Source organism: Pantoea sp. CCBC3-3-1 (genome assembly GCF_007981265.1).
Taxonomy (GTDB): domain Bacteria; phylum Pseudomonadota; class Gammaproteobacteria; order Enterobacterales; family Enterobacteriaceae; genus Erwinia.
Window position 1 is genome coordinate 3,497,740 of sequence record NZ_CP034363.1, and the last position, 25,827, is coordinate 3,523,566.

25 protein-coding genes and 3 pseudogenes are annotated in these 25,827 nt (G+C 48.8%); 8 read left to right on the forward strand and 20 right to left on the reverse strand.

From position 1 onward, the window contains the following. Window positions 1–135: 135 nt before the first annotated feature. Window positions 136–741 carry a hypothetical protein gene (locus tag EHV07_RS16280; RefSeq protein ID WP_147199050.1) on the reverse strand — a complete coding sequence of 202 codons (606 nt, stop codon included), beginning with the start codon at window positions 739–741 and terminating at the stop codon, window positions 136–138. Window positions 742–781: 40 nt separating this feature from the next. Beyond that, window positions 782–994, reverse strand: coding sequence for an AlpA family transcriptional regulator (locus EHV07_RS16285; RefSeq protein ID WP_147199051.1), 213 nt, complete (start codon window positions 992–994; stop codon window positions 782–784). Between the two features lie 439 nt (window positions 995–1,433). On the opposite strand from EHV07_RS16285, the gene EHV07_RS16290 reads away from it, so the two are divergent. Further along, window positions 1,434–2,546 carry an AAA family ATPase gene (locus EHV07_RS16290; protein WP_147199052.1) on the forward strand — a complete coding sequence of 371 codons (1,113 nt, stop codon included), beginning with the start codon at window positions 1,434–1,436 and terminating at the stop codon, window positions 2,544–2,546. Further along, window positions 2,543–3,220 carry a hypothetical protein gene (locus tag EHV07_RS16295; RefSeq protein ID WP_147199053.1) on the forward strand — a complete coding sequence of 226 codons (678 nt, stop codon included), beginning with the start codon at window positions 2,543–2,545 and terminating at the stop codon, window positions 3,218–3,220. Before EHV07_RS16290 ends, EHV07_RS16295 begins: the two co-directional genes overlap by 4 nt. A 321-nt stretch (window positions 3,221–3,541) precedes the next feature. Here the strand turns inward: EHV07_RS16295 and EHV07_RS16300 are convergent, their stop codons facing one another. Continuing rightward, window positions 3,542–4,354, reverse strand: a complete 813-nt coding sequence (locus EHV07_RS16300) for a DUF6387 family protein (RefSeq protein WP_147199054.1) — start codon at window positions 4,352–4,354, stop codon at window positions 3,542–3,544. Window positions 4,355–5,083: 729 nt separating this feature from the next. On the opposite strand from EHV07_RS16300, the gene EHV07_RS16305 reads away from it, so the two are divergent. Beyond that, complete coding sequence (locus tag EHV07_RS16305) at window positions 5,084–5,443, forward strand: DUF6404 family protein (RefSeq protein WP_147199055.1); 360 nt, start codon at window positions 5,084–5,086, stop codon at window positions 5,441–5,443. Between the two features lie 124 nt (window positions 5,444–5,567). On the opposite strand, the gene EHV07_RS16310 is transcribed toward EHV07_RS16305, so the two are convergent. The 16 genes and pseudogenes from EHV07_RS16310 to EHV07_RS16380 all read right to left on the reverse strand — a co-directional run bounded on the left by EHV07_RS16310 (window position 5,568) and on the right by EHV07_RS16380 (window position 18,145). Further along, window positions 5,568–6,947, reverse strand: a complete 1,380-nt coding sequence (locus EHV07_RS16310; protein WP_147199056.1) for a VasL domain-containing protein — start codon at window positions 6,945–6,947, stop codon at window positions 5,568–5,570. Between the two features lie 101 nt (window positions 6,948–7,048). Continuing rightward, window positions 7,049–7,519 (reverse strand): hypothetical protein, encoded by a 471-nt coding sequence (locus EHV07_RS16315; protein ID WP_147199057.1) that lies wholly within the window; start codon window positions 7,517–7,519, stop codon window positions 7,049–7,051. A 14-nt stretch (window positions 7,520–7,533) separates the two neighbouring features. After that, window positions 7,534–7,983 carry a type VI secretion system baseplate subunit TssE gene (tssE, locus tag EHV07_RS16320; RefSeq protein ID WP_147199058.1) on the reverse strand — a complete coding sequence of 150 codons (450 nt, stop codon included), beginning with the start codon at window positions 7,981–7,983 and terminating at the stop codon, window positions 7,534–7,536. A gap of 2 nt (window positions 7,984–7,985) precedes the next feature. After that, window positions 7,986–9,050, reverse strand: a complete 1,065-nt coding sequence (locus EHV07_RS16325) for a type VI secretion protein ImpA (protein ID WP_147199059.1) — start codon at window positions 9,048–9,050, stop codon at window positions 7,986–7,988. Between the two features lie 139 nt (window positions 9,051–9,189). Further along, window positions 9,190–9,414, reverse strand: coding sequence for a hypothetical protein (locus tag EHV07_RS24950; protein ID WP_168199570.1), 225 nt, complete (start codon window positions 9,412–9,414; stop codon window positions 9,190–9,192). A 1-nt stretch (window position 9,415) separates the two neighbouring features. Then, a pseudogene (locus tag EHV07_RS16330) lies at window positions 9,416–9,565 on the reverse strand (type VI secretion system tip protein VgrG); the annotation flags it as partial. Window positions 9,566–9,593: 28 nt separating this feature from the next. Beyond that, window positions 9,594–10,047, reverse strand: a pseudogene (gene tssE, locus EHV07_RS16335) (type VI secretion system baseplate subunit TssE). Window positions 10,048–10,069: 22 nt separating this feature from the next. Next, complete coding sequence (locus EHV07_RS16340) at window positions 10,070–11,146, reverse strand: Imm72 family immunity protein (protein WP_147199060.1); 1,077 nt, start codon at window positions 11,144–11,146, stop codon at window positions 10,070–10,072. Next, on the reverse strand, window positions 11,146–12,690 hold the full coding sequence (locus EHV07_RS16345; RefSeq protein WP_147199061.1) for a hypothetical protein: 1,545 nt from the start codon (window positions 12,688–12,690) through the stop codon (window positions 11,146–11,148). The genes EHV07_RS16340 and EHV07_RS16345 overlap by 1 nt, the downstream gene beginning before the upstream one ends. Beyond that, entirely contained in the window at window positions 12,687–13,466 is a 780-nt protein-coding gene (locus EHV07_RS16350) for a DUF2345 domain-containing protein (protein WP_254446260.1), read from the reverse strand. Before EHV07_RS16350 ends, EHV07_RS16345 begins: the two co-directional genes overlap by 4 nt. 287 nt (window positions 13,467–13,753) lie before the next feature. Beyond that, window positions 13,754–14,245 carry a type VI secretion system effector Hcp gene (hcp, locus tag EHV07_RS16355; protein WP_147199062.1) on the reverse strand — a complete coding sequence of 164 codons (492 nt, stop codon included), beginning with the start codon at window positions 14,243–14,245 and terminating at the stop codon, window positions 13,754–13,756. 4 nt (window positions 14,246–14,249) lie between these two features. Then, window positions 14,250–14,804, reverse strand: a pseudogene (locus EHV07_RS16360) (OmpA family protein); the annotation flags it as partial. After that, window positions 14,764–15,297, reverse strand: coding sequence for a type VI secretion system baseplate subunit TssK (gene tssK / locus EHV07_RS16365; RefSeq protein ID WP_254446261.1), 534 nt, complete (start codon window positions 15,295–15,297; stop codon window positions 14,764–14,766). The pseudogene EHV07_RS16360 and the gene tssK, both read right to left, overlap by 41 nt. Before the next feature lie 18 nt (window positions 15,298–15,315). Next, a complete protein-coding gene (gene tssC / locus EHV07_RS16370; protein WP_147199063.1) occupies window positions 15,316–16,863 on the reverse strand; it encodes a type VI secretion system contractile sheath large subunit in 1,548 nt (515 codons plus the stop codon). Between the two features lie 33 nt (window positions 16,864–16,896). Continuing rightward, the gene (gene tssB, locus EHV07_RS16375) at window positions 16,897–17,397 is read right to left on the reverse strand and encodes a type VI secretion system contractile sheath small subunit (RefSeq protein ID WP_147199064.1); all 501 of its coding nucleotides are present in this window, start codon (window positions 17,395–17,397) and stop codon (window positions 16,897–16,899) included. A 517-nt stretch (window positions 17,398–17,914) separates the two neighbouring features. Beyond that, entirely contained in the window at window positions 17,915–18,145 is a 231-nt protein-coding gene (locus tag EHV07_RS16380) for a DUF333 domain-containing protein (protein WP_147199065.1), read from the reverse strand. 199 nt (window positions 18,146–18,344) lie between these two features. On the opposite strand from EHV07_RS16380, the gene EHV07_RS16385 reads away from it, so the two are divergent. The 3 genes from EHV07_RS16385 to EHV07_RS16395 all read left to right on the forward strand — a co-directional run bounded on the left by EHV07_RS16385 (window position 18,345) and on the right by EHV07_RS16395 (window position 20,789). Continuing rightward, complete coding sequence (locus tag EHV07_RS16385) at window positions 18,345–18,668, forward strand: hypothetical protein (protein WP_147199066.1); 324 nt, start codon at window positions 18,345–18,347, stop codon at window positions 18,666–18,668. A gap of 131 nt (window positions 18,669–18,799) precedes the next feature. Next, window positions 18,800–19,012 carry a hypothetical protein gene (locus EHV07_RS16390; protein WP_147199067.1) on the forward strand — a complete coding sequence of 71 codons (213 nt, stop codon included), beginning with the start codon at window positions 18,800–18,802 and terminating at the stop codon, window positions 19,010–19,012. Between the two features lie 160 nt (window positions 19,013–19,172). Beyond that, window positions 19,173–20,789, forward strand: a complete 1,617-nt coding sequence (locus tag EHV07_RS16395) for an NAD-dependent malic enzyme (RefSeq protein ID WP_147199068.1) — start codon at window positions 19,173–19,175, stop codon at window positions 20,787–20,789. Window positions 20,790–20,859: 70 nt separating this feature from the next. On the opposite strand, the gene EHV07_RS16400 is transcribed toward EHV07_RS16395, so the two are convergent. Beyond that, complete coding sequence (locus tag EHV07_RS16400) at window positions 20,860–22,791, reverse strand: methyl-accepting chemotaxis protein (protein WP_147199069.1); 1,932 nt, start codon at window positions 22,789–22,791, stop codon at window positions 20,860–20,862. 285 nt (window positions 22,792–23,076) lie between these two features. Here EHV07_RS16400 and EHV07_RS16405 point away from each other — a divergent pair, with 285 nt between their 5' ends. Together EHV07_RS16405 and EHV07_RS16410 are read left to right on the forward strand one after the other, a co-directional pair. Then, on the forward strand, window positions 23,077–24,327 hold the full coding sequence (locus tag EHV07_RS16405) for a mechanosensitive ion channel family protein (protein WP_147199070.1): 1,251 nt from the start codon (window positions 23,077–23,079) through the stop codon (window positions 24,325–24,327). Window positions 24,328–24,582: 255 nt separating this feature from the next. Then, the gene (locus EHV07_RS16410) at window positions 24,583–25,809 is read left to right on the forward strand and encodes an MFS transporter (RefSeq protein ID WP_147199071.1); all 1,227 of its coding nucleotides are present in this window, start codon (window positions 24,583–24,585) and stop codon (window positions 25,807–25,809) included. Window positions 25,810–25,827: the final 18 nt, after the last annotated feature.

A 25,827-nucleotide genomic window follows, 5' to 3' on the forward strand; every position in this document is an offset into this window, starting at 1 on the left:
TAACAAAGCCTTATTGCATAAGTAATACAGCGGCGCAAATAAATAATTTGGAAAGTATTTTGTTAAATCTAACTACTTTTTAATCATTAAACTTTACAATTTCTAGAATCATTAGATTTTAAATAAAAATTTCATTCACGTTTGTCCATTGTAAATACTTTCTACTTCATTCCAGTGTTGCTCTTGTATAATTTTAGCTTTACTTTTAAGTTCATCACCCATGTGTATTATCAACGCTCCTCTGTCCAACATGTCACCCAGCAAAATTTTTGTTATATCTTCAACCGTTAGCTTGAGAAGATTTATGTCATCTGTCATGAATGAATCTTCATCTGGGAGAAGATCCGGCATTGTTTTCACATAATCGTCTAACATCCCTTTTTGCACACTTAAGCTACAGAGCAATACATGGTTTTCGCCCTTTTCTGTCTCTGTTACCGCAATATTAATTTCATTCTGTGTGATTTTCTTCGATAACTTTCTGAGTAGCTCATTACATTTAATCACTGACAGTAAGGTTTCATATATACAGTTTCGGCTCTCTTGATTTAACTCAGGTAAAAACTGAAATGGATTGTATTCGCTATCTTCGAGGTAATAGCTTAAACAGGCCACGGATTTCTTACTCAATGTATTCATAGGTAATAACCTGATAGCTTCAGCATCAAAAATCTTATCAAAAGTTTTTTGACTCACAAGCCTTGAAAGGTTTCCAATATTAAGGAATTCTTTTATTTCCACATTATACTCGCTTTGTCGATATTGTTGGTCTGGAGCCTAACTATGAAGCTGTTCTCGAATTGCTAATGGCGTCAGAAATCCACTGATCGATCTCCGCCTCAATAAAAGCCACAGCTCTCGAACCTAATTTGATAGGTTTAGGGAATCTATTTTCAGAGATCAATCGGTAAATCCATGCTTTCTTGTAACCTGTTTTATGCATGACTTCTGGTAAGCGGATGAGTCTTGTGGTGCTTGGAGTTGCTGTATTCATGATTGTATCTCCTCGTCTGGTCGATGAGTTGATACTAGATAGACGGGAGTGGGCTTTGAAGGGATTCTGTAGAAATAAGATTTTCTTTGAGTCTAATCATCGAATATTTTACGGTAGAGAAAATATAATCATTGATACCTTGACATTGTTTTCAGAGTGGCTCACAGGTTTTTTAGAAATTAAATTTCAGTTCGTGATTTTTTCACGATTATGTAGATATGCAACTAACTACGTAACACAAGCTCATAGTGTTGAAACTCACATAATCAAACCACCTTAGTAAAAATTTACTTTACTTTAATTATCTTTATCTTTATCTTTATCTTTATGTTTATTACTCTAGCGACATCAGTTAGAAAACTTCTGCCAAAACATAACTAAAAATTTGAAGCTACTATGCTTTATCCCACTCGATGAGTTACTATTAAAGGATTAATTTATGAGTCATATAGAAGAAGATACATATAATACTTTACTTAATGGGTTGGCACCTGGAAACATTTATTTTATCACAGGTAAAAATGGTTCAGGCAAATCAAGATTTTTTTCATATTCAACAAAATACATATTAAGTAGTAAACAGTATTTTTTTAATAGAATAATTTGCATGTCAGGAACAATGCATGATAAATTCCCCCCAGAAATTTATAAGAAAAACATTGAAAATCAAAATATTGTTTACCTTGGGAATAAAGTCAACAATAATATGATTTCAGATATTGCACCCTTCCGCACTCTTTGTAAATTCATTTTAAGAAAAGTCAGTGATTATAATGAACTCCTGACTACAAATAAATATTTAATCGACCATGCATTGTCAAGGCTTAACTTCGAAGATAATTTTGTTTTCAAGTTTCGCTATGGTAAAAACAGAAAGGAGGAGGTGTTTTCGTCTGTTCCATCTGAGTTGGCGGTTAACCTTACTAATCCACAAAACAATACAAACTTACTTAAAAAATATTTGAACCATGTTGAATTAGGTGATATTTTGCTTTCCGACATTAGTTTTCATCGGAAAGGAAGAGCATTCGGACTTTCAGAATTGAGTTCTGGAGAAAAGCAATATGCTCTCGCTCTTTTAGGTTTTTTTTATTGCGGCAGTCCCAATAGTATTATTTTCTATGATGAACCAGAAAACTCCCTCCACCCTTTGTGGCAATTGACCATAATCAATGATTTATCACTAATAATAGAAAAATTATACCCTGATACTATATTTTTGGTTGCGACTCATTCACCTTTGATAGCAAGTAGCGTTCGCAATAATAAAACATTTATCTGTGATTTTCCTTCGGGACAAACCTGGAAGCAATCGGACTTATTCGGTCAAGCAAGTGACACTGTTTTACGTGAACAGTTCCACTTGTATTCGGCTAGATCTCCAGAGATTTATGAAATCATTAATAAATGCCTTGATCTTATTTCTAATAATAAAAAACATTCTTCAGAATTTAAGAGTCTTCAATCTAACCTTAAAAGTTTTAATTTACAGTTAACTTCTGATGATCCTTTATACAAGGTCGTTAAGACAATCTTGAGTTTTAACTTATGAAACCTCTCAAACCTGTTGCACGTTACGTTATAAACAGAAAAGAAGTTAGAGAAGCGATTAATAATTATCTTTCCGGTAAAATATTTTGGAAAGATAAATCTCTTACACAAATTAAAAAAACAATTCGAACACTTTTAAGATTAGAACAGAAAGGTATTTGTCCTTACTGTCAAAGATTAATCTTCCCTGAAAGAAGAAATGTAGGTGAGCATATTGAGCATTTTTTTGATAAATCAAAACCAAAGTACAAAAAATTCGCATTCTCAGCATCAAATTTAGTTTTATCGTGTCAAGCTTGTAACGTCGTGAAATCAACCAAAGATATGCTTCCTGTAGGTCGGCAGCCATTAATATACTTGAGAGAGGCAGAATCTCCATTTTTATGGCCCCATCCATATTACGATGTGATGTCTGAATGTATCAAAAAGCTTCCGGGGCCGGTGTATGAACCTATTATTGGTTCTGGCCGTGAAACTGAATCTAATCGATTGATAAAAGATTTACAACTTAATGAAATCATGAACTTAGAGATGCGTCATAGTATACTCACTTATAGACGTGATCGTTTGATTGATATTCTTGGTAGACTTGCTGAAAAAGAGGATTTGAGGAGTATGGCAAGAATGCGCAGGCTCAACCTTGAATTAAAAAAAGTAAGAAATGAAATAAATTAGAATCTATATTTATTTTCATTCCCTATCAGTAATATTACTCTTTACTTTTAAAATAAAGAAGGCTCATTAAAAAATCATGGGTCTTCTTTTAAGATAAACTTAATCTTTAATACCATTAAAACAAACGAATTTATTGAAAATGCTTTTTATAATCATTTGAAATCACCTTATACGAAATAATTGTAACCTTCATATAATCAGTTTTGCTAAATATCTCCCCCCCCATTATTACCTTTATAGTTCTCGATATCATAATATCCAGGCTTTTATAATTGAATTATTCAGCTAAAATGTAATTACATATTCTACACCTGCTTATTTTTAAAGCATTTTTTTCAGCGCTGCTAGTTTAACATCGACAAGATGACTGTTTTTGTTAATATAATTCTCAATGTTTTTACTGGTTTCACCTGACAATGCTTTTTCAGCTATTGGACGATCTGTGTCTTTGAGTTGTTCATCTCCTCGAACCTCATCTGTGAGCTTAGGGTAAAGCACTCTGGAAAGGATGGTGTTTGAAAGAGAAATATCTTTCAACTTGGCCCACATAAGCAGATCCATCATTGGAACGATACGGTAGTCAACCAACTTTAGAATCTTTCCAAGACCGAAAGCCTCTTGCTTCCTGCCTTTGATTCCATACTCTTTCCTCCACACAGGGAGTAGCGCACGAAGCGAGCCTATGATTTCGTCATCAGATGAGCTTTCGAGATCAAAAAAGGTATACACACGGCTTTCGTTTGTTCCCAGAAAAACGGCTCTCATACTTTGAGTAAGTGGCTTCTCCCTGACCTCTTTCTTAAGTTGATCACCACCTTTGACAAACGATTCTTGCGAGAACATTTCAAGAGATCTTTTGAGGCTTTCAATATGACCAAAGGTGACTTGTTGTATGTGCGTTTGGCTTTCTGCCAGATGTGTTTTGAGGTCAATTTTTTTACTGAATAGAGGTTTACCTGCAAGGATCTGGTCAAAATAAATATCCCCTTCTCCAAAAAACTCAATTGAGTCCAGAATGTTCTTTCTGACCTGTAACTCCTTATGTAAACCTTTCAAAGTGCAAGACTCAACATCAACATAGTTGTCGTAGTCAAACCAAGCCTGTAGCTCTTTGTAGATCTGAACCGTATCCATACCGAGGCCTTACATTTGTGTTTTTATAGCTCAATGTAGAAGTCAGCTCATCATCACCTTGAACCAGCTCTTCAATCAACAAGCTGTGAAACAGTAACAACGGCTGATAAAATTGAGTATAATTAAGACGCTTTTTTCAGTGTCTCACAACAGTTTTTAAGGTTATTTTTGAGTGTTGGTATCTATGATGGTATAAAAAGCTTAACTTCAATAAAAACCTTTTAAATCAGTAAACTAACCACTAGTTCGATTTCTGCAGGGGACACCATTCAACCTTTCGCAACCCTCCATACCCGTTCGCAAAACTCCACTAAAACCAATGCGCCACGCGATCCAACGTTCGCCATGGTTCGTTGATAACCGCATGCTTCGGCGGGTAAAAAAAGCAAATAGTTTACCTACCGGAATTTACCCCTACTGACTATCAAGCAGATCGATGCGGCAAAGCCTGGCTGGCAAGGAAGAATGTTTCTTTTGCTGTGGCTCCAGTGAAAGCGAAAAAGCTGTCGGTAAAAATGCCTCATTGAGTGCTATTCGCCATGAGTGATATGTGCAAAAAAAACAGATTTGGTCGCCAGGCGCCAGCTTTTAATCCATGAAATCCTAAGACTCATCCTGGTCTGGTCTCTTACTTTCTGAGTGTGACGGCGATCATAAAATAATATCAGCAACACTGTACTGTGGACGATATTCAACAAAATGGTTCGATCATTTGCATGGAATATCTCAATGAAAAGTAATCTGACCTTTAAACTTAAAAAAGACCGTGCAATCGCTATCATGGCTAAAAAAGGGATGTGGCAAAGCCTCTATGCCCCTCCCTGTCATCTATTTTTATGGAAGATGGGTATTAGTGTAGCGCCGCCGCCATTTTCTTCCTTTTGGAGCAATTTTCTTTGTTTTACAAGCGTGAATACTACGTACTGGGGGATAGTGATGTGGATCGTGTTTTGGGAGGGCCGCCGAGAGGAACTTTTTTCTGCATTAATGACAATTATCGTTGTGGGAATAGTGGCCGGTCTTGTTATGTCAGCTCTGGAGTTCTGGCGGGGAAAAGCGAATCATCTTCCGGAATGGGATAGGGTTTAGCCTGTTTTTTATTGTTGCCGCCAACCGCGATATATGAGCCCACAGCCCGTGGGCTTTTTGGCCAATAGTGATTGTATTGCCCTGTGTCAGAGCAGCACGAGTGAATGATTGTTCAATGTTTTAATCATTCACGCTGTTTTTCCTGCGCCAACGTATAGATTTGAGCCTGGAGGTGCTGCTCAGCCTGGCGGATCTGCTGCTGGTGCAGCGGGGAACCTTCAGGCAGCAGCTTCAACAGACGAAGCTGCTCTTCCACCGGGACGGTCTGCCGGAAGCTTGTCATCATGCCAAAGACCTGCGATTTAAGCTCACTGACCGTGATGTATTTTCCCCTCTGACCGTCCAGCGTATTTAGTTTATCGGCAAGCGCCTGAAGCTGCATTATACCCTTGTGCCAGCCGTTCATTGCATCAGTTGACAACGCTGAGACGTTAATCTGTTGCTGCCACTGCTCTATCAGAGGTTTGGCCTGCTCCGGCCAGAGCGCCTGAGCCTGTTCTACCAGCTGTCGACTATGGTCGACATTCCAGTCAGGAGGCAATTTATTCAGTCGGACAAGCTGCTGCCGTGTCTGTGCGATTAAGTCCTGCGGTAAGGGGAGTTGCTGACGTATCACATCCAGCTGTTCAGGCGTAAGAGGTGCAGGTAATGGTGCCAGTGAGGCGGCAAGCTGCGTCTGTAGCCTGTCTGGCCGGTGAAGATACTGCCAGCTCCACACTACGACGGTGCTGATCACCAGCATGGTGCACATCCCGGCGGCGAAGGATTTCCACTTTTTTACCGGAGTGGGCATTGCCGCCAGTACTTCCACGTTCGGCTGCTGTTCCGGTTGCGCAACGTACACCCACTTCACTGCGCTGTCTGGCGTATCTTCCGGCGGACTACTCGCAAGGCCCCTCGTGGATGCTGCCGCATCATTCATCACCGTGGCAGGCAACGCGATACCCGTCTGAATGGCTGTATCTGAGTCAGCAGTATCGCCATTGTTTTCCAGCCTGACGGCATTGTTATACATCAGGATACGCAACGTATCGAGCTGGCTCAGATGCTTAAGCTCAAGACGCTGTAATACTTCTCCGAGAGCGGTAAGCTGCTGCTCTGCATGATAAAGCTGGCTGAGATCGCGGTAGTTAAGAGAAAGAGTCCGCATCCGTTGCTGCAAACGCTGACTGAGTCCACTGAGGATTTCCATGCGGGCATGTACTGGCTGCGGCCACAGCGTCCCCCACTGATGGCTTATCAGCGCCTCGAGGATCGCCAGACCTTCATTGAGACCCGATAAACCGGCCAGTTGCGTACGGGCCAGCGTGTACCAGGCCGTTGTCTGGAGTTCCACCCCGTTTTGCTCAAACAGTGAGAGGCAGAGTTTTTCGACATAATGCCAGTCCACATCCGGACGTGCCGGATGCATCAGCTTACTCAGTTCAGCACGCAGGGCGGCATAATCCGGTAGCGTGCGCGGGTCACCGCCGGTTTTGATTTTACGTGGGGTAATGTCATTCATGACAGATATCCATTTTGACGCGTCCGGAAATAGGGAGGATTAACGCTTATGCAGCTTCGCTTTCTGCATATTCAAAGGAACGGGTACTGCAATACCAGCAGTTATGGCAGAAGCGCCAGAATCAGACTAAAAAACGTGCTTTCTTTAAAACGCTGTTCGGGACGGGATGATGCATCAGGCGGAGTAAAGGACCAGTCACTGAAATGACCTGCCCGCATGAAAAGACGCCCCACAGAGGTTACACTGCCTTCGGCATGAAGGGTCACTTCCGCGCATCCTGTCACGCCCTGACCGTACAAAAATACCGGTATAAATTTTACAGACCGGTCGTCGTAACGCAGGGTGATAGCTGCAATCTCAAAAGTCCCGCCCTCCACCAGCAGGTCCGTAACGGATACCGTGAACGTCTCCACGTTCAGTCCTGTATTCTCCAGCCACGCGTCCATCTGCTCCTGAAGCTGCCCCATTCGCAGGCGAAACTCTGCAATATCAGCCTGAGTTTTGCTGGTAAACGAGACCGGAACAGGCTGTCTGGTCTGCAGTTTTTTGAGAAACTGTGATTTTACTGACATGGTGTTAACTGGCCTTACATACGGGTTGCGGTGTCGAGATACTGCTGTTGCTTAAGATGTCGCAGGAGAACCCGCCCTTCTGGCATAAACTCGGTGCCGTAACGCACCAGGCCAATGCCCCTGAGTTCCGCATCAATGGCGTAACGCAGCTCACCGGGAATTTCCTGATCAAGCAGTAGCACCTCAATAGACTTCAGGCGCGGCTCATACTTCATCAAAACCGCTGACAGCGTGGCCATCAGTTTATGTGCAGTGCCGGGAAGTCCCTGTAGAATGGTGGTCATATCTGGCAGACCGTAGTCCGGCAGATGCGCCAGCGTGCCGGCACGACAGTTAAGGATCCGCTGCATATTATCCAGCACCGACAGGATGACCTGATTTTCTTCACTGACCTGGTGAAGATCGAGGCCGCCGGTAAAGTTGCCGTATAGCATTTCGCATAATGAGAGTGAATAGCGTGGCATGATCAATTCCTCTCATCCTGAAGGATGGCAAACACGCTGCCGCCATCATTTCTTTCCAGTAGTGACCAACGGGCATGGTGCTTCTGGCCATGATTATCTTCAAACTCCGGCATAATTTCCCCGGCGCGGGTTTGGGTGTACTGCGTCGTCCCGTTAACAACGGTGGCCCAGCGGCCATCGAATGGCGTAATGTCACCGCTCCAGCAGGTAATACGTTGTTGTTCTTCCTGCAAGAGTTTCTTTTCACGCAGCGGCCAGTTATAAAGCTCTTCCGGTTTTCCTTCAGGAAAAAAACCTTCTGGCGGGACATCAATAAACTCACCTTCAACACGACGGATCAGCGTCCAGCCTGTTTTGGCCCACTCAGACGCTTTCCAGCTATAGCTCCGTTTGCCATCTCTGCTAACGTAATCGCTTCGCAGTATTCCCTGTCTGGCTTCAGGCGGTTCACCAAAATCTGCTGGTATAAACCGGGCTGGTGCAAAATCAATGTCTGGCAAATAAATGCCTGTCTGTACAGGATTATCACCTGACTCTATACGAACGGTCGGGTCAAGTTCATATCGAGGTATCCTGGAAGGAATATTATCGCTGGTATAAACACCGTTGCCATCATACGTCAAATTTCCCTCATGCCATGTCGCATCTAATGTAACAGATAGCCTTCGATCTAACTCTGCTGCTATACCATCAAGCTCAGATACCTTTTGTATTTCCTCTTCCGTCATCCAGCCATCCCAGCATTCGGTAATACCTTTGTGAATATCACTCATCGTATGACCAATATTGAATGCCTGGATATTATCATGAGTTCTCAGAATGAAAGCTTCAGTATAACGCTCTCTGGCGGAGCGAATATTGGGCATCACACGATTTCCCCACACCCTATCAGCTTGCTGCCATAAAGGTAGCATACGGTTGTTTAGCGGCATTTCTCGCAAGTAACGGGCAAAGGCGGCCTCATGAGCATCTGTATAAGCAATAATTGCATCGCGGATTGCGGCGTAATGTTCTGGGGAAATGAATTTCTCCAGCAAATAACATTCCTGCAGGTGTAAGACAGCCATTATTTTTGTCCTTTGGTTCATACCAGTTATGGGTATTTTCCAGTTTCGGCAATCCCTGAAACGGGTATATCGGATCATTCGCAACATCACCATACCCCCAACCTGTTTTCTGCCGTGGTCCGATGAACTCTTTTTTTAGTTATGACGGATCCAGCACTATCTGCACGGCTCCACCTTCCAGTGAATATTCAGGCGCCTCACGATTAATCTGTGTACCTGCACGCCCCTCCCAGACCTTCAGTAGTTGCCCGGGCGTAACGGCATAGGTCACATACTCACCGTTTTCATTCCACTTTTTCCATACCGCAAACCGCCGCCGCCAGTCTCTTTTACTGGTCAGCTTGTCAAATTCAGCCTTTCGCATGACGGGTATCACGGGCCGCGCGGAAGGTGGCGAGCATAATCACCATCCCCTCTTTCAGCTCCGGCACGTCACTGTCACCGGTTTCCAGCACCATGCCTGGGGTCAGATGGCTGGCATTACTGAACAGGTGCAGGCGCGCCGCGTGGTTGAGGGCATTAGCTGTGATGAATATGGGTGGATTACAGTTGTACCTGATAGTCGAGATAGTTTTGTTGTTTCATATGGCGCATTAAAACGCGTACTTCCGGCATAAACTCAATACTGTAGCGCACCGAACCCACGTCTGTGAGTTCGGCATCGATGGTATACCGCAGTTCGCCGGGGACGTACTGATCGAGCAGCACCACCTCAATGGATTTCAGGCGTGGCTCACACTTCAGCAGGACTGTTGACAACGTAGCCATTAGTTTTATGTGCCGTGCCCGTAAGCCCCTGCAAGGTGGAGGCCATATCCGGCAGACCGTAATCCGGTAAATGCTCCAGTGTGCCGGCGCGACAATTAAGGATGCGCTGCATGTTATCCAGCACCAACATGATGATCTGATTTTCTTCACTCACCAGGTGAAGATTGAGACCGCTGGCGAAGTTACCGTAAAGCATCTTGTATAAAGAGGGCGTATTTCCCGGCGTCATCCGTTTTTCTAATCTGAATTGGCTACAAAAAAATGCTGCCATCGTCATCACGATCCAGCAGACCCCAGTTTGCCTGGGTGAACGTCGCAGGACCGAAACCGCCCTTAAAGACCTGCGCTTCAGGCATCTTGCCCCCCGCACGAACATAAGTAAACTGCTGATGACCACCGGCAAGCGTGGCCCATTGTCCGGAATGAGGGCATTTATCCCCCGTCCTGCACTGGATACGTTTGCCTTGTGCTTCATGAAGAAAATACTCTGATTCATCCGGAATAAAGCCATCACAGTAACGAGTGTCTTCCCAGACCAGACGCCATTGAACCTCACAATATCCCCATCCATCTGCCAGTAACATGTCTTCATAAACCTGCAAAGGTGCATTCATTCCCCGGATGAAATAATTATAAGCACCCTGGTTTTTAAACCCACTAATGTCAGTTTTTATCACCAACAATTTATGGTTGTACTGAATTTTCACTGGTTCCCAGATACCGTCACAGGGTACAGGCTCTCCTGTTTTGATGATAATATCTGTGCCCTCGGGAACCGGCGGTAGTTTTTTGGGAAATACAGGGTATGAATATGTATGAAACACTCCATTATATCGATCAGAGTCCAACAGATAATCTGCTTCAAAAATATTGCAAACATTATCGTACGGAGGAAATAACAGATTATCGCCATAATACTCAGTCGCAAATCGTAAATTATCCAGGGGAATTACATGCTCAGGATAGGGCTCTACATGAACCCAACGTTCATGGCATGAAGCCCAAAAAAATGATCTAACAAGATCAATTGGCCTACTCAGATGAAAAAATTCTCCCGTCTTAGTCTGCCACACCTGACGATTCCCTACAGCCAGTTCTGACAGACCTTCATCATAAAGACGTAACGCATCATAAATCCAGATAATAGCTTTTTCATTAAAACCCTCTGTTCTTTCTTCTGGCCATGTTTTCAGGGCTTCCTCGTATTTCTCAGCAAATTGAGCCCAGGCATCCCGTTTACGTTGCCAGAGACTATAACTACTGAGCCGTTGCAAGAGCCAGAAAAGGCGGCGTCGAACATGTTCATCCGTCATCAGAAATTTTGCCATTACTTAGTACCCTCAGTGCTGGTCTGGCGGTCAATACGAGCGGCACTCACAACACTGCGCTGCGTCACTTTGCTTCGGAGTTCATCATCATGTAGCTGGCGCGTGTTTGATGCAAAGGGAGGTTCGATACCTTCCGGTTTGCTGTACCCATATTTTCCACTTACATCCTCCCACCTGGAGGGGTAAAATTCAGCTTTTACGCCCTGGATATCGACAGTAATTGTCTGAGCATTAGCTTTAGCCTGATTTCCGTAGTTATTCACCATTCTTTTAAACCGTTCGTCCAGGTCAATAATGACCTGTTCTCCACCACCTTTTAGATATTGATCCGGCTTGTATTTACCGAATTGCTCAGCTATTTTTCCGTGCCATGCATTTGCACCAGGCATCCGTGTACCGAAATCTTCAGGGAGATGAAGGACAACCAGGAAACCATTACCGTTCCACTCATCCAACACAGCATAAAACTCACGCCATTCTTCAGCTGTCTGTGGTGTTTTTTGATACCCCCAGAATCCTCCTGCGGCATAGGATTCTTTAGCAAATTCACTTTTATTTCCAAAAGCACGAAATAGAGTTTTCCCACCCATTTCTCTGGCACTTTTGGCCGTAATTTCTCCACTGAAAGACGCGATGTCTGTAAATACGGTTTTTTTAGGAAATGCTGGGCTCTCCCCTTCCCAATGAAGCATGTCTGGATAACCTGGTTTTTGATATTTCCGGCTGAGATTACTTCTGAATCGCGTCTCTGCTTGGATACTCGGAAACCGCGTCCCCTGTTTAGGCGCTTCTCGCAACTCGCGTTCAATCAGATACGCCTCGGATTCACGGCGAACGACCCCACGACCGGAAGGTGTCGCGAAGGTCAGGATGTTCCCCTTGTAGACCATCCCCTGTATCACTTTCAGCTTTAAATCCAGTTCCCTCAGAGCCTGAGGGATCATTCGGGCTCCCATATCCCGCAGGCTGGCAAACCCATCGACCAGAGAGTGGAGCTGCCCGTGCCATTTTTCTGGCAGCGCACGTCCTGGCGTCGAGCCCAGGATCTTGTTCGTCACCGTGATCATCGTGTTACAGAACGCCCCAAATTTATCCAGCAGTATGGCCTGGTGAGACTGAACATCCAGTGCTTTCAGCCATTTCGGTGCGTTACCTTCGCCGACACGGTTTAAAAACTGGATTATTTTCTCCTGCGTTTCAATATTGCGGGCCGTATCGGCGGTAATTTTAAGCGCCAGGCGCCCTACCCCCTTGATGACACCGCCAATTACCGGGATCAGCGCAAACAGCAACACCACCAGGAAGACCCATTCAGTGGTGCTTTCACGTTTTTTGGGCTCATTAATCAAGCCAATCGACACGGCCAGTAAATCACGCACCGCTGTCACATCTCCCACTAAAGGGATCATCCCGATGGCTGCATCGGTAATGATTTGCCCGATGGTCTGTTTTTCATTGAACGCCCCGGACAGGGTGCCCCAAATCCACTGGCTGGTTTCAAGGCTGGTCTGCTTAAACCAGGCAGTACCGCTGATATCACTCATGATTCATTCCCTGTGTGGCGGGCAATCAGGTCGTCGGCCTGAGTGTCACTCATTGCCTGAGCCTGGTAGCGCGTGTTTTCCTCTGTGGCCTTACGGGTAAAATTGCGGTTGTCCGGCCCCACCTCAACGGTCATCGGTCCATCCGGTACATCATCGAGATGCAGATATCCGGCCCCATCGAGATTCCCGGTTCGCACTGAGCCATCCGCCAGCGTCGCGGTAAACGGTGCACCGACCACCGGGGCGTCATCATGGTAGAGGTACTGCATCAGTGCATCATTGCGGTCTTTCAGCGGGTCAGCCAGCCACGGCACGTCCGGCCTCTGTGACACGCCGCCCTCGGTATCCAGTCGACTGGCTTTACGGGTATACGTACCCGCCGTCTCGTATTTGATTTGTCCCTGCTCAATGATGATGGAGCTCCCCCCTCCCACCAGGCGTATCCGCTTCTTCCCGGCAAGCAGCATCTCCTTTGCTGAGATGAGGGTCAGTTTCTGCTCCGCGCTCAGGTGCATCATCCCGTTCTGCGCCTGAAACTGTACCGCCCCCTGGGCCGAAATCAGGCTTAGCTTGCCGTGTTGGGCAAAAAATCCCACGCTGTCGCCTGCCAGCGCGGTGATATGCCCTTCGGTGCCCGCACTGATATTGCCGCCCGCATTCAGGGCGACATTGCCAGCGGCCGCCAGCTGCAGATGCTCACCGCTGGTGAAGGCCAGCCCCTCAGGTGCTGAGAAGTGAAGCATCTCACTGAGGGTTTTCAGGCGTGTGGCGAACATCGCCTGCTGACTGGCGATATCGGCCTCCAGGGCTTTTGCCTGCCGGGCAGCCAGGGCCAGCCCCTCGATTTGAGCACGGACGGCCTCAATCTCCCGGAGGGCCGTATCCCCACCCCCTCCGCTTAAGAACGGGGATTACGCGATATATGGCGCACTAAGCGATTACGCTAAATAGTTCGTGTCACGGGAAGGCGGCAAGGTCATGAGTCCCCGGGAGCATAGATAACTATGTGACCGGGGCGAATGAATGCAGCCAACGCACCTGTGGCGCGAAATATGACGCGTAATCAGGCGGTGGCGCGTTCGTTCCACGAATCGGAATGAATAATGTTGCCGTCTTTATAGGTCCAGGTGATTTTTTCGTAACGCAGCTCGATCTGCTCGAGGTGGTTATGCTTCTCGAAAGCAGGATCCTTGACGTCGTGCATCACCGGATTCACTTTCACCACTTTGACGTTCTCGAGTTTGGTGTTGAAGTACTCCACTTCCTGGCCCGCGTCGTTGATTTTGTACCACTTGAATTCCGCAGACTTGAGGGTCTGACCGGTGGTCACAGCCTTGTAGAGATACGGGCTGGACGAGTCGATTTCCTTGGTGAACAGGAACGGGGTATGGATACGGGTACCGGTCAGCTTGCCGGTGTTGTTGTCAGTCGGGATGTACAGGTTATGCTCCTGAGCGACAACCTCGATGCTGCCGTCACGATCCTGAACGTCCACAGATCCTTTGATGTCCGCGCCGCCGTCGTCTTTCAGCCAAAGATAAACAGGAATTGCCATGGAATTACTCTCCATTGTGTTGTGAAGCGTCATCATCCTGCGATAACGCCTGGGTGTGGCCCGGTATCTGGCAGGCATTGGCCTGCGGTACCAGACTGATTTCGACACGACGGTTAAGCGAACGCCCATCCGGAGTGTCATTGGTTGCGATTGGGCGGCTTTCGCCATAGCCCTGCACCGCAAAACAGCTTTCCGTTACATCACCGGTGTCACGCATCCAGTCGCGTACCGCTTCGGCACGTTTCAGGGACAGCGTCTGATTAAGTTTCGGGTTACCGGTGTTATCGGTATGACCTGACACGACAATCAGCCAGCCTGGCTTCGCCTTGATGCCGACCAGCGAGTTCACCAGCATTTTGGTGGAGCCGGTTTTCAGGTCCGATTTGCCGGAATCGAACAGCGACATACTGTCGAGGCGAATAATTGTCGGCGCTGGTTTAGGTTTCGGCTGTGGTTTAGGTGGCGGCGGTGGAGGCACCCAGGTATCTATGGCCTGCTGAACTGCGAGCCACAGTCGGTTACCCGTCCTGCAAAAGACGGGCAATGGCGCAGGTGTCCCACGCGCCGTTGTCTTCATGTCCGAAACGGAATGCCAAATTGAACCGGGCCACCGCCATCGACTCTTCTTCCTGGCCGAAACGATCGGCGATCGTTTCCCAGGCTTCCCGATAGCGCAGCGGACGCTCTGCCGGAACCCTGTCCGTCTGCACATTCACGATCCCGGCCTGCATCACCGGTAACGCCACATACACCGTTACCGGGGCACTGCCGGCAGAAGCCGATGCATCTATTTCACGGGACTCCGGTGGCAGGTCGCTGAACCGGGTATCAACCAGCGTGTCGTCCGGGAGCCAGAGGCGCAGTAACTGCGCCTGGACCCGACCGGAGGCCAGCATCGCTTCATTCAGCTCTACCCGGCCGACACCCCACGGGAAAGCACTGCTACGGGCGGCAACACCAGCCCGGGAAAGTGCATCCCATTCAGACTGCTGCTGGAACTGTTGCGGGGCCAGAAGCGCCCCTTCATTCCATAACGGACGATGAATTTTCATCCCTGATTTCCTCTCGCCTTACGATTTCGCCTTCGGCATCTGAGAAACGAGTGACAGGTTGACGTCCATCCCTTCCACCTGGAAGTGCGGGATAGCGAACAGCCGGACACGGAAGAAGCCCGGGTTGTCTTCGATATCTTCCACAGTCACTTTCGCATCGCGCAGCGGGTGGGAAGCCTGCAGCTCGTCGCCCGGATCGGTCATTTCCGTTACCAGACTGCGCACCCAGGTATTGAGTTCCAGCTCCAGCAGGCGACGGTCTTTCGTCGTACCGATATTTTCGCGCTGGATAAGCTTCAGGTAATGGGCGATGCGTGACAGCAGGAAGATGTACGGCAGGCGGGCGTTGATACGGCTGTTGGCGGTCGCATCCGCGGTATCATACAGCGCCGGTTTCTGGGTTGAGTTAGCGGAGAAGAAGCACGAGTAGTCGCGGTTTTTGTAATACGATAGCGGAATAAAGCCGAGGTTAGCGAACTCAAACTCGCGGGTTTCCGGGATCATCACTTCTGACGGGATCTTGACCTGATTACCGGTGCCCAGATCGTACAGATGAATAGGCAGATCCTGCACGGCGCCACCGGCCTGCGGGCCACGGATTTGCACGCACCAGCCGTTGTTGATAAAGCTGCGCACCATGTTGGACGCAAAGGCAAACGAGGCGTTGGTCCACAGATATTTGTCATGATCCGGACCTTTCACTTCTTCGACGTAGTTGAAGCTGCGCACCGGTACGGTGTCCGGGCCATACGGCAGGCGGCCCAGCACGCGCGGCATCACCAGACCGATATAGCGGGAATCGTCCGTCTCGCGGAAGGATTTCCACTTGATGTACTCGGCACGGTCAAAGTAGTTACCGATATCTTTAATGGCGGCCACATCCTCCATCGAATCCTTCAGGAAGAATGTCGGGCCGGCAGAGCCGATAAACGGCATATGCGCTGCGGCAGACACTTTCGAAATATTGCGCAGCAGGGTGACGTCCTGTGCAGACGCATCAAATTCGTAGGCAGAAATCAGCGCCGCTATGGGTTCGCCGCCCGGGGTGTCATACTCATCAATATATGTGTGTTTATACAACCCACTCTGGATAATTTCCGGGCTGTCTTCAAAGTCCTGACGCAGGTCTTCTTTAGACATATCCAGCAGTTCAACCTTCACGTTCTGACGGAAATCGGTTTTGTCGACCAGGGATTTCACGCCGCGCCACAGACTTTCTACTGCCTGAAAGGCTTCATGGTGCATGACGGCATCAAGCTGACGACTAATCTGGTAGTCAAGCTCCGCGATATGATGGTCAATCAGGTTTTTGTCGAGTTTTTCAACTTTTGAGCCCGATTTTGTCAGGCATTCGAGAAATACCTGCATCCCGGCCGTTAAACGTTCATCCGCAGTCGCATCCGACATCGCCTGCGCGTCCTGCCAGATATCCAGTGCGCTCAGCTCGGACACCGGGTTCAGATTGATTTTTTCAAACAGGGACGCATAAACCCCACCTGCTACAGGACGTTCAAGCACCACACTCTCGCCACCCGCGGCATTCTCATTTTTTACAGACATCAACATCTTCCTTATTAATCCGTTAAAACATCGTGACCGTTATGGCTGCTTCGGGGCCAGGGCGGAGAGTTCGGCTCTGAGTTCTGCGCTTAACGCCGGGTCGAGCAGAATTTTTTCCAGTTCTTTTCGGAAAGCCTGGTTATCCAGCAGGTTCGCTTTTAAATCACGAAGCAAATTACGCATGGAAAGCATCGCCTTCAGCTGGGGTATTTGCCGGGAGACCTGCTCAGGGGTGAAATCTTTCATGCTCTGGAATGTCAGGCTGATATTGTCTTCGCTACCGTCACCGGCAAGCGTGTTTTTGACGGTAAGATTTACTTTTGGAGAATATTCGGAAAGCACTGAGTCAAAGTTATTTTTATTCAGATTAACTTTTTTGCGCTCAGATAAGGGTGCAGACTCCTGGCCATTACTGAAATCGCCCGCCACCAGTAATTTCAGGGGGAGCTCGGTTTTCTTGCTCGCCCCCCCCGTATGCAGATCAAGTTTTAAATTAATACGTGCCTTGGGTATTTCGGACTGAAAGGAAGAGTTAGACATGGCTGTCCCTGTTCTATGGAATGATAGAAACGGTCAATGCCAGTGAGAAATTAATAAGAAAGGCAACCCCAGCCTGAACATCTTCCCGGTTCACGTCATCCGACGAGCATCTAAATCCCGGAATTAAAAGCGGGCGCATTCCATTCACCAGCATGTCGACACGGTATTTTTGGGTAATTGTCTGAAATATAAAAATTCGGATAAAACCCAATAGCCAGAGTGTAAAAACGTTCCACACCCGATCGGAAACGAAAATATGTAACAAAATACTACAGGAATAGATTTTGAGAATGACAGATCATCATCCTGATATATAAGAATTTTCTTTTGTATTCCCTTCAGACCTTATGGAATAAGGGTGTGCAGCAAACAATCAATTTGGTTTAGGGGCGAAATAGTACGAAATTACACCAATTGTGTGAAATTGGTGATTTTTTTATTTTTTTCAGAAATGAGATCCAGGACGTGACTGAGCAGCTGAAAAACGGACGACATATGCAGATCTTCGAAGCTGACGTTACTTTTTATGATCCCGACGATAAAGCGCCCATTGTTCAATCCGCTCGCCGGTGGGCAGCAGGCAAAAACTGACTTCTCCTTTTGAGGTTGCAGCGCTTTCCTGCTTACCGCCCTGCTCCACGCAGTAAACGGCTGCCGGATTTTTCATCCCCAGCGCAGCAGGTTTATCTGTTTTTGCGGCACAGCCCGCAACGGCCAACATACAAACTAACATCGCGGTTCTTTTCATTTCGTCTCCTGGTGCAGCCGGCGGTTTTATGTTGTCGGCTTCACATTATGTCTGAAAAAAGCGTTCCGGCAGTTTAAGCCGTTGAACTTCAATGGGGATTAACTAAGATGGTATTTATTCACCTACGCCAGACTGGTACGGATGCCGCGCCTGCGCGTCGACAGCAGGTTACGTTGCTCTCCCATGACAAGGAATGCTTATGCCCATGCCAACCTTCACTTTGCGTTTAAGCCGCAGCGTGAGCCACTATCTTTTACCAGATATCCGCGCCCTGCTCCCAGCCGAAAGCGTACAGTTTTTCTCTAATGAACTGGATGAGGAATGGCATTACACCTTATTGTGCGGACAAAGCCCGGAAAACTGCTCGCTGGCGGTTTCCGCTATTCTGATCTGGTATCAGCTTAAGCATATTCACAAACTGATTTTTTTGACCAGCGCGCAGCAGGTGGACGCCTCTGGTTGCACCCCGGGTGAGCTTTTTGAGCTGCTGAAAAAACCTGACGCCGTACTCTACCTTTCGTGAACCTTCCCCTGGCCGTCGGCTGAAATAGTCAGGATGCCGATTTAACGCCAATCATGGGCTGTATTCCGCTGATTGATTTTCATTCGACTGGCTACACTGGCGGTAAGTAAACGTAGAGTACCGGAGTAGTTATGTCAGACAAAGATCCCATTGTTGAACGCCTTACCGTAGAGCTGCTGGCGCTCAGACAAATCGTGCAGATGCTGATCGCTTACGGCAATGTTCCTACGGGCGGCAAGCTGAACAAATATTTGCAGAAAGTTGCTGATGATACCGAGCATCGTGAAGATCACCGCGGGCCGAACAAAGCCATTGCCGACGCCATTCGCAGCTATATCAAGTAATCCTGAAACCTCGTTACGGCGAGGTTTTTTTCGGCAGGCATTGTTCCTCTCAGGCTGCCTTTTGGGTTTTGTTACATTTCCTCCGGCAAAGCCTTGTGCTTTCTACCAGACTTACTTCTTATAAATAAAAAGCCAACGCTTAGATTTTTAAGGAGTATTTATGACCACACCAGATACGACTCGTCTTTTAAACTCTGCCACGCTAAATAAAGGCACCGCTTTCAGCCAGCAGGAACGAGTCGAGGCTCATCTGGAAGGATTGCTGCCGCCAGTAGTGGATTCCCTGGAAACGCAGATTAAGCGCGTGCTGGAACATCTTGACGGCAAACCTAACGATATTGAGAAATATATCTATCTCCAGGAGCTGGCCGATCGCAACGAAACGCTGTTTTTCGCCACGCTGATGTCCGATCCGGTCACTTTTATTCCCCTGGTCTATGACCCAACTATCGCCGATGCCTGTTTGAAATATGGGCATATATACCGCCGCCCCAAAGGCATGTATCTCACCCATAAAATGAAAGGTCGCCTGAAAGAAGTATTGCGCAACTGGCCGCAAAAGGAGGTGCAGTTTATTTGCATCACGTCAGGCGGACGCATTTTGGGCCTGGGTGATATCGGCGCAAACGGCGCGCCTATTCCGGTTGGTAAACTCCAGCTTTACACCGCCTGCGCCGCCGTTCCGCCGCAGGGCTTGCTTCCCATTCATCTCGATATTGGCACCCGCAATAAGCCATTGCGTGACGATCCGCTTTATACCGGCCTGCGTGAGGAGAAGCTTCAGCAGCAGGATCTTGACGAATTGCTTGATGAGTTTGTCGAGGCGGTTAACGAGGTATTTCCCGGCTGCTGCATCCATTTTGAGGACTGGGAAGGCAATGATGCGATCCGTTATCTGCAACGCTATCAGCAACAGGCGCTGGTTTATAACGATGATATCCAGGGAACCGCCAGCGTCGTTCTGGCCGGGCTGCTCACCGCGCTGAAAACGACCGGCGGCAAGCTGGCTGAACAGCGCATATTGTTTGCCGGTGCGGGATCGGCAGGCACGGGTATCGCAAACATGCTGGTCGAGGCGATGGTTCAGGAAGGGGCAGAACGGCAACAGGCCCGGCAGGCGATTACGCTGTTTGATAAAGAGGGGTTGATCGAATCCAGCCGCAACGATCTTAACGATTCGCAAAAGATCTATGCCCGCAGGATGGAGGCTGAACAGGATCTGCAAAAAGTGGTGGAGTCCGTTAAGCCGACCATGCTGATTGGCGTCAGTACGCAGGGCGGCCTGTTTACCGAAGGCGTGGTGAAAGCGCTGAGCGAGCTGAACGATCGGCCGATTATTTTTGCCTTATCCAACCCGACAAAAAATGCCGAATGCACGGCTAAACAGGCTTACGACTGGAGTAAGGGTAACGCGCTCTTTGCGGCAGGCGTGCAGTTTGGTGAGGAAAAAGTCAACGGCGAAACACGCTATCCCGGGCAGGCAAATAACTTCTATATTTTCCCGGCGGTAAGCCTGGCCGTTTATGCCGCCAAACCAAAACGCATTGATGATGCTTTGTTTATTGAAGCGGCGCGTCTTTGTGCTCAGCAGGTGAGCAAACAAGATCGCGAGCGTGGCAAACTCTACCCTTCACAAGCTGATATTCTGTCGACGGAAATTGCTATTGCCAGCGGGCTGGTGCGCTACCTGTTTAAAGAGAAACAGGCGGGCGTGAAAGAGCCAGAAGATATCGATCGCTGGATGCAGAAAATCACCTGGCGGCCGCGCTATCAATAACAGCACGCGGCACGCCGACTCTTACCGGAGTGCCGCGCTTCGCTGACTGACCCGTCACAACGTATCTGAATTAAGATACAGCGACCCTGAACGAAGAGATATCCTGCGCCAGCTGTGAAGCCTCACTGCGCAGCGCTTCGGTATTCTCCGCTGTCTGGTTAACCAACAGCAGATTTTGCTGAATGCTGCGTTCCATCTGTGAAACCGCCAGCGTCACCTCGCTGATGCCTTTACTTTGCTCATCACCGGCGACGCGCATTTCGCCCACGATCTGCTTCACTTTCAGCACGTCGTTTACCAGGGTTTCCAGCTTCTCACCGGCACCTTCTACCAGCCTGCTACCGGTAAGCACGGTGGCATCAGACTGGCTAATCAGCGCTTTGATCTCCTGAGCAGCGGCGGCGCTGCGCTGCGCCAGCGCCCGGACTTCTGCGGCCACCACGGCAAATCCACGCCCCTGCTCGCCTGCTCTGGCGGCTTCAACCGCCGCGTTCAGCGCCAGGATATTAGTCTGGAACGCAATACCGTCGATTACGCTAAGAATTTCCCCTACCCGGCTGGAAGAGGATTTAATCGACGCCATCGTGGTAATAACCTGATTCATGACTTCGCTACTGCTGCGGGCAATGTGTGCCGTCTGCTCGGTAAATTCGTCCGCCAGACGGGTATTGGCCGCGTTCTGCTGTACCGTCGCGTTGAGCTGTTCCATCGCTGCGGCGCTCTCTTCCAGCGCGGAAGCCTGATCGCCAATTTTGGCAGAAAATGCCTGGTTGCTTTCCGCCAGCGAACTGGCGTTAGCAGCAACGTTCACGCCGCTCGCCTGCACACTGGTAATCACCCTGGCGATTTTATCCACGAACTGATTAAAAGAGAGCGCGATGTCGGTGATTTCATCTTTACCCGTGGTTTCCAGACGGCGGGTTAAATCGCCGTCGCCCAGCGCGATTTCGTCCAGCGCGGTTCGGGTCGATTCCAGCCGGGCCGCCATGCGTCGGGCAAACAACCAGACACAAGCCAGCAGGATCAGCAGCGCCGGGATGAGTACGACAAAAATATCCTGCCGGATATTATCCGCCAGCGCGGTGACTTTCGCCTGCGGCGTGACCAGCCCAATAACCCAACCGGTAGTTTGCATCTTAAACAGCGTCACCTGAACGTCGGTTTTAAGAATGCCGTCTTCAATATTATTGAGGGTGGTCGGTGCCGCTGCCTGCACAGTACCCAGGGATTCTTGCACGCTGAGCAGCCATTTTTGCTGAGCAGCCAACGTACCGAATTTTTTCAGCGTCTTATCGCTATTGCCAGGAAAGTAGAGCACGTTACCAGCCTGATCTAACGCAAAAGCGTAGCCACCGGTAAGATTACCGTTACGCACCATAAAAGCGGAAAGATCATCCAACAGAACGTCAAACGTCGCCACGCCGGCAAACTTTTCGCCCTGCGTGTAGGGAACGCTACAGGTCACCATGTTCACCAGTGAAACAGGATCCTGATAAACTTCTGACCAGTTACATTTGCTGCGTGAAGCGTCCCGGGTCGAGGTATACCAGCTTTCATTATGATAGCCGGCACTGCTGGCCGCGTTATAGCCGTCGGAATAAGCCAGGGAGCCATCTGCACCTCGCGACCAAAAGAAGCTGCGGCGCGCCACGCCTTCGGTAAAGGCGCCAGGCTCGGGCCAAATCCCTCCGCCCGCCACGCTCTTATCACCTTTGCTGTCGATAATTTGTGGCAAAACGCTTTTAAACAGCTCGGGCTGATGTGGCAACACTTCTGCCAGCCGCGCAACACTCACCACTTCACCTTCAGTACGCGCCAGTTGCTGGTTCAGCTGGCCGACAATATTTTCTCCGGTCTGCTGGATCAAGCGGTTACTGGCTGCAATGACGCGCGGCTGCCCACGCAGGGAAATCGCAAAATAAACAATCAGCAGCGTTAACAGCAGCATTGTAACGCCGCCGAACATCAATTTTCCGGACAGGCGAGCGGGTATCCCAGGCATGGTCATTTCCTTAGCAAAAGCGTCACAGGGAAAACGGATAGAGTGCGGAGTGTGTGATTGTTGAGCATCACTTCTTTGGATTATCGGCAGCCGTGATGAAAACTGGATCAATTCCGGCGAAATTTTCTTCTGTAAAAAACAGCAAAGCCGGGAGAGTGCCGATTGATCTCTGGCTTACTGCCAGGCTACCCTGACGCCCCGCTGCAGGGGTCAAAGAAAACTGCGGTGTGGCTTACGTCTTTGCCAGAGAACGCTTTGGACAAGTTTTACTACAGGGAAAATATTATGTATCAGTACTTTATTGGCTGGCTTAACGACTTTGAGCTGCCTTATTCATCCTTGATAGCGCTGGTCGCTATTCTTGTCGTTATCTTAATTATCTCACTGATTGCGCACGCTATTCTTCACCGGGCGGTGCTGCCATTTTTACGCCGACTGTCGGAAAAGTCTTCACGTCAGTGGCCAAAATCGCTGATCGACAACAAGCTGTTTAGCCGTTTCGCGCTGGTGATGCAGGGCATTTTGCTGCAAATTCAGCTCGACCTTTTTCTGACCGGCATAGAACCTGTCTATACGGTTCTGCTGGTTGCCAGTCAGATCTGGCTGATGGTTTTCAGCCTTCTGATGTTCTTTTCGCTGCTTGATGTCGCGCTCGATCTGTCAGAACAAAGCATGCTGGCGCACCAGCTGCCGCTTCGCGGCATTTTTCAGAGCATGAAGTTGATTGCCGCGTTGCTGATCGCGCTGATGATTATTTCTGTCCTGATCGGCAAATCGCCGCTGGTGCTGCTGACCGGTTTAGGGGCGATGACCGCTGTGCTGATGCTGGTGTTTAAGGATCCCATCCTTGGTCTGGTCGCCGGTATCCAGCTTTCGGCCAATAACATGCTGAAGATGGGCGACTGGCTGGATATGCCTAAATATGGCGCGGATGGTTCGGTCGTGGATATCGCACTGACGACGGTAAAAGTGCGTAACTGGGACAATACCATTACCACTATCCCTACCTATGCGCTGATCTCCGATTCGTTCAAAAACTGGCGGGCGATGTCAGAATCAGGTGGGCGTCGGATCAAGCGCAGCATTAACATTGATACCACCAGCATCCGTTTTATGACTGATGAAGACGTTGCACGGCTGAAACGCGCTCAGCTGTTAACGCCTTATCTGGAGAGCAAAAGCGAAGAGGTGGCAAACCATAATGCGCAACTCGGCTGCGATGTGACCACCCCGCTAAACGGCCGTCATATGACCAACATCGGCACTTTCCGTGCGTGGCTGGAAGCCTGGCTACAGGCGCATCCGCAAACGCGCAAAGACATGACGCTAATGGTACGTCAGCTGGCCCCGGGCGCCGATGGCCTGCCGCTGGAAGTCTATGTCTTTACCAACACCACCGTCTGGCTGGAGTATGAAAAAATTCAGTCTGATATTTTCGATCATATCTTCGCCGTGCTGGCAGAGTTCGATCTGCGCGTGCATCAGACGCCAACCGGCAACGATCTGCGCAATCTGCGGATAGCGTCAGCGAGTTAATTCCAGACGGGCAGCTCCTGCGCGGATTGGCTTCAGACTACTGACAAACCTGAAGCGAAGGGGCATACGCCCAGAGCAAAGCTTCACGGGCCATGAACGGCCCGTGAAGTGCAGCCCCCGCAGCAGCCTGCCGTTCATTCCTTCTCAGCGGCATTTCATTCCGCTCTGACGGCAGTTCATGCCGTATTGTCCCCGCGCGCGAAAGTCCCGCCTTACTATGTGCTTAATTTCTTCAACTTCTCCCGGGAGCCTGCCATGAGCACAAGGCCTGTCAGTCACAGCGTTAACCGCACCCGTTGGTTAACGCTGATCGGTACCATCATCACGCAGTTTGCACTGGGTTCTGTTTATACCTGGAGCCTGTTCAATGGTCAGCTATCGCAAAAGCTGGACGCACCGGTTAGCCAGATCGCTTTTTCCTTCGGATTACTGAGCCTTGGACTGGCTATCGCCTCTTCACTCGCTGGAAAATTACAGGAGCGATTTGGCGTGCGTAATGTGGCTATCGGCGCGGGAGTGTTGATGGCGGTAGGCTTTTTTCTGACGGCACATGCCAGCAACCTGTTTATGCTTTATCTCAGTGCAGGCGTGCTGGTCGGTCTGGCCGATGGCGCGGGCTATCTGATGACCCTGTCAAACTGTGTGAAATGGTTCCCTGAACGCAAAGGCGTTATCTCTGCCTGCGCCATCGGCGCTTACGGGTTGGGCAGCCTGGGCTTTAAATTTATTTGCAGCTATCTGTTAAGCGTCAACAGCCTGGAAACGACGTTTATTATCTGGGGCGGTCTGGCGATGGTGATGATAATCGCCGGGGCGTTATTAATGAAAGATGCACCAAAACAACAGCCTGTGAGCAATGGTAAAGAGACAGGCGCCCGGGATTTCTCGCTGGCGGAAGCCGTGCGCATGCCGCAATACTGGATGCTGGCCGTGATGTTCCTGACTGCCTGTATGAGTGGTCTGTATGTGATTGGCGTGGCGAAAGATATTGGTGAAGGCCTGGTGCATCTCTCAACCTCAACGGCCGCGAATGCGGTAACAATCATCGCTATCGCCAATTTAAGCGGCAGGCTGGTACTGGGCGTGCTGTCAGATAAAATGGCGCGCATTCGCGTTATCACGCTTGCCCAGGTTGTTTCACTGACCGGCATGAGTATTCTGCTTTTCAGCCAGATGAATGAGACCACTTTCTTCCTCTCTCTGGCTTGTATTGCCTTTAGTTTTGGCGGCACCATTACCGTTTATCCTTCCCTGGTCAGCGATTTCTTCGGCCTGAATAACCTGACGAAAAACTACGGCCTGATCTATCTTGGCTTTGGGATTGGTAGCGTGATGGGGTCGTTGATTGCTTCATTGTTTGGCGGCTTTATGGTGACGTTCAGCCTGATTATCGCCCTGCTCGCCCTGTCGCTGATCATGTCGGTCACTATCCGCATGCCACATCGTCCGGCGAAAGAGAGCAAAACGCTACAGCATGCCTGAAATACCAGCGCGAGGCCG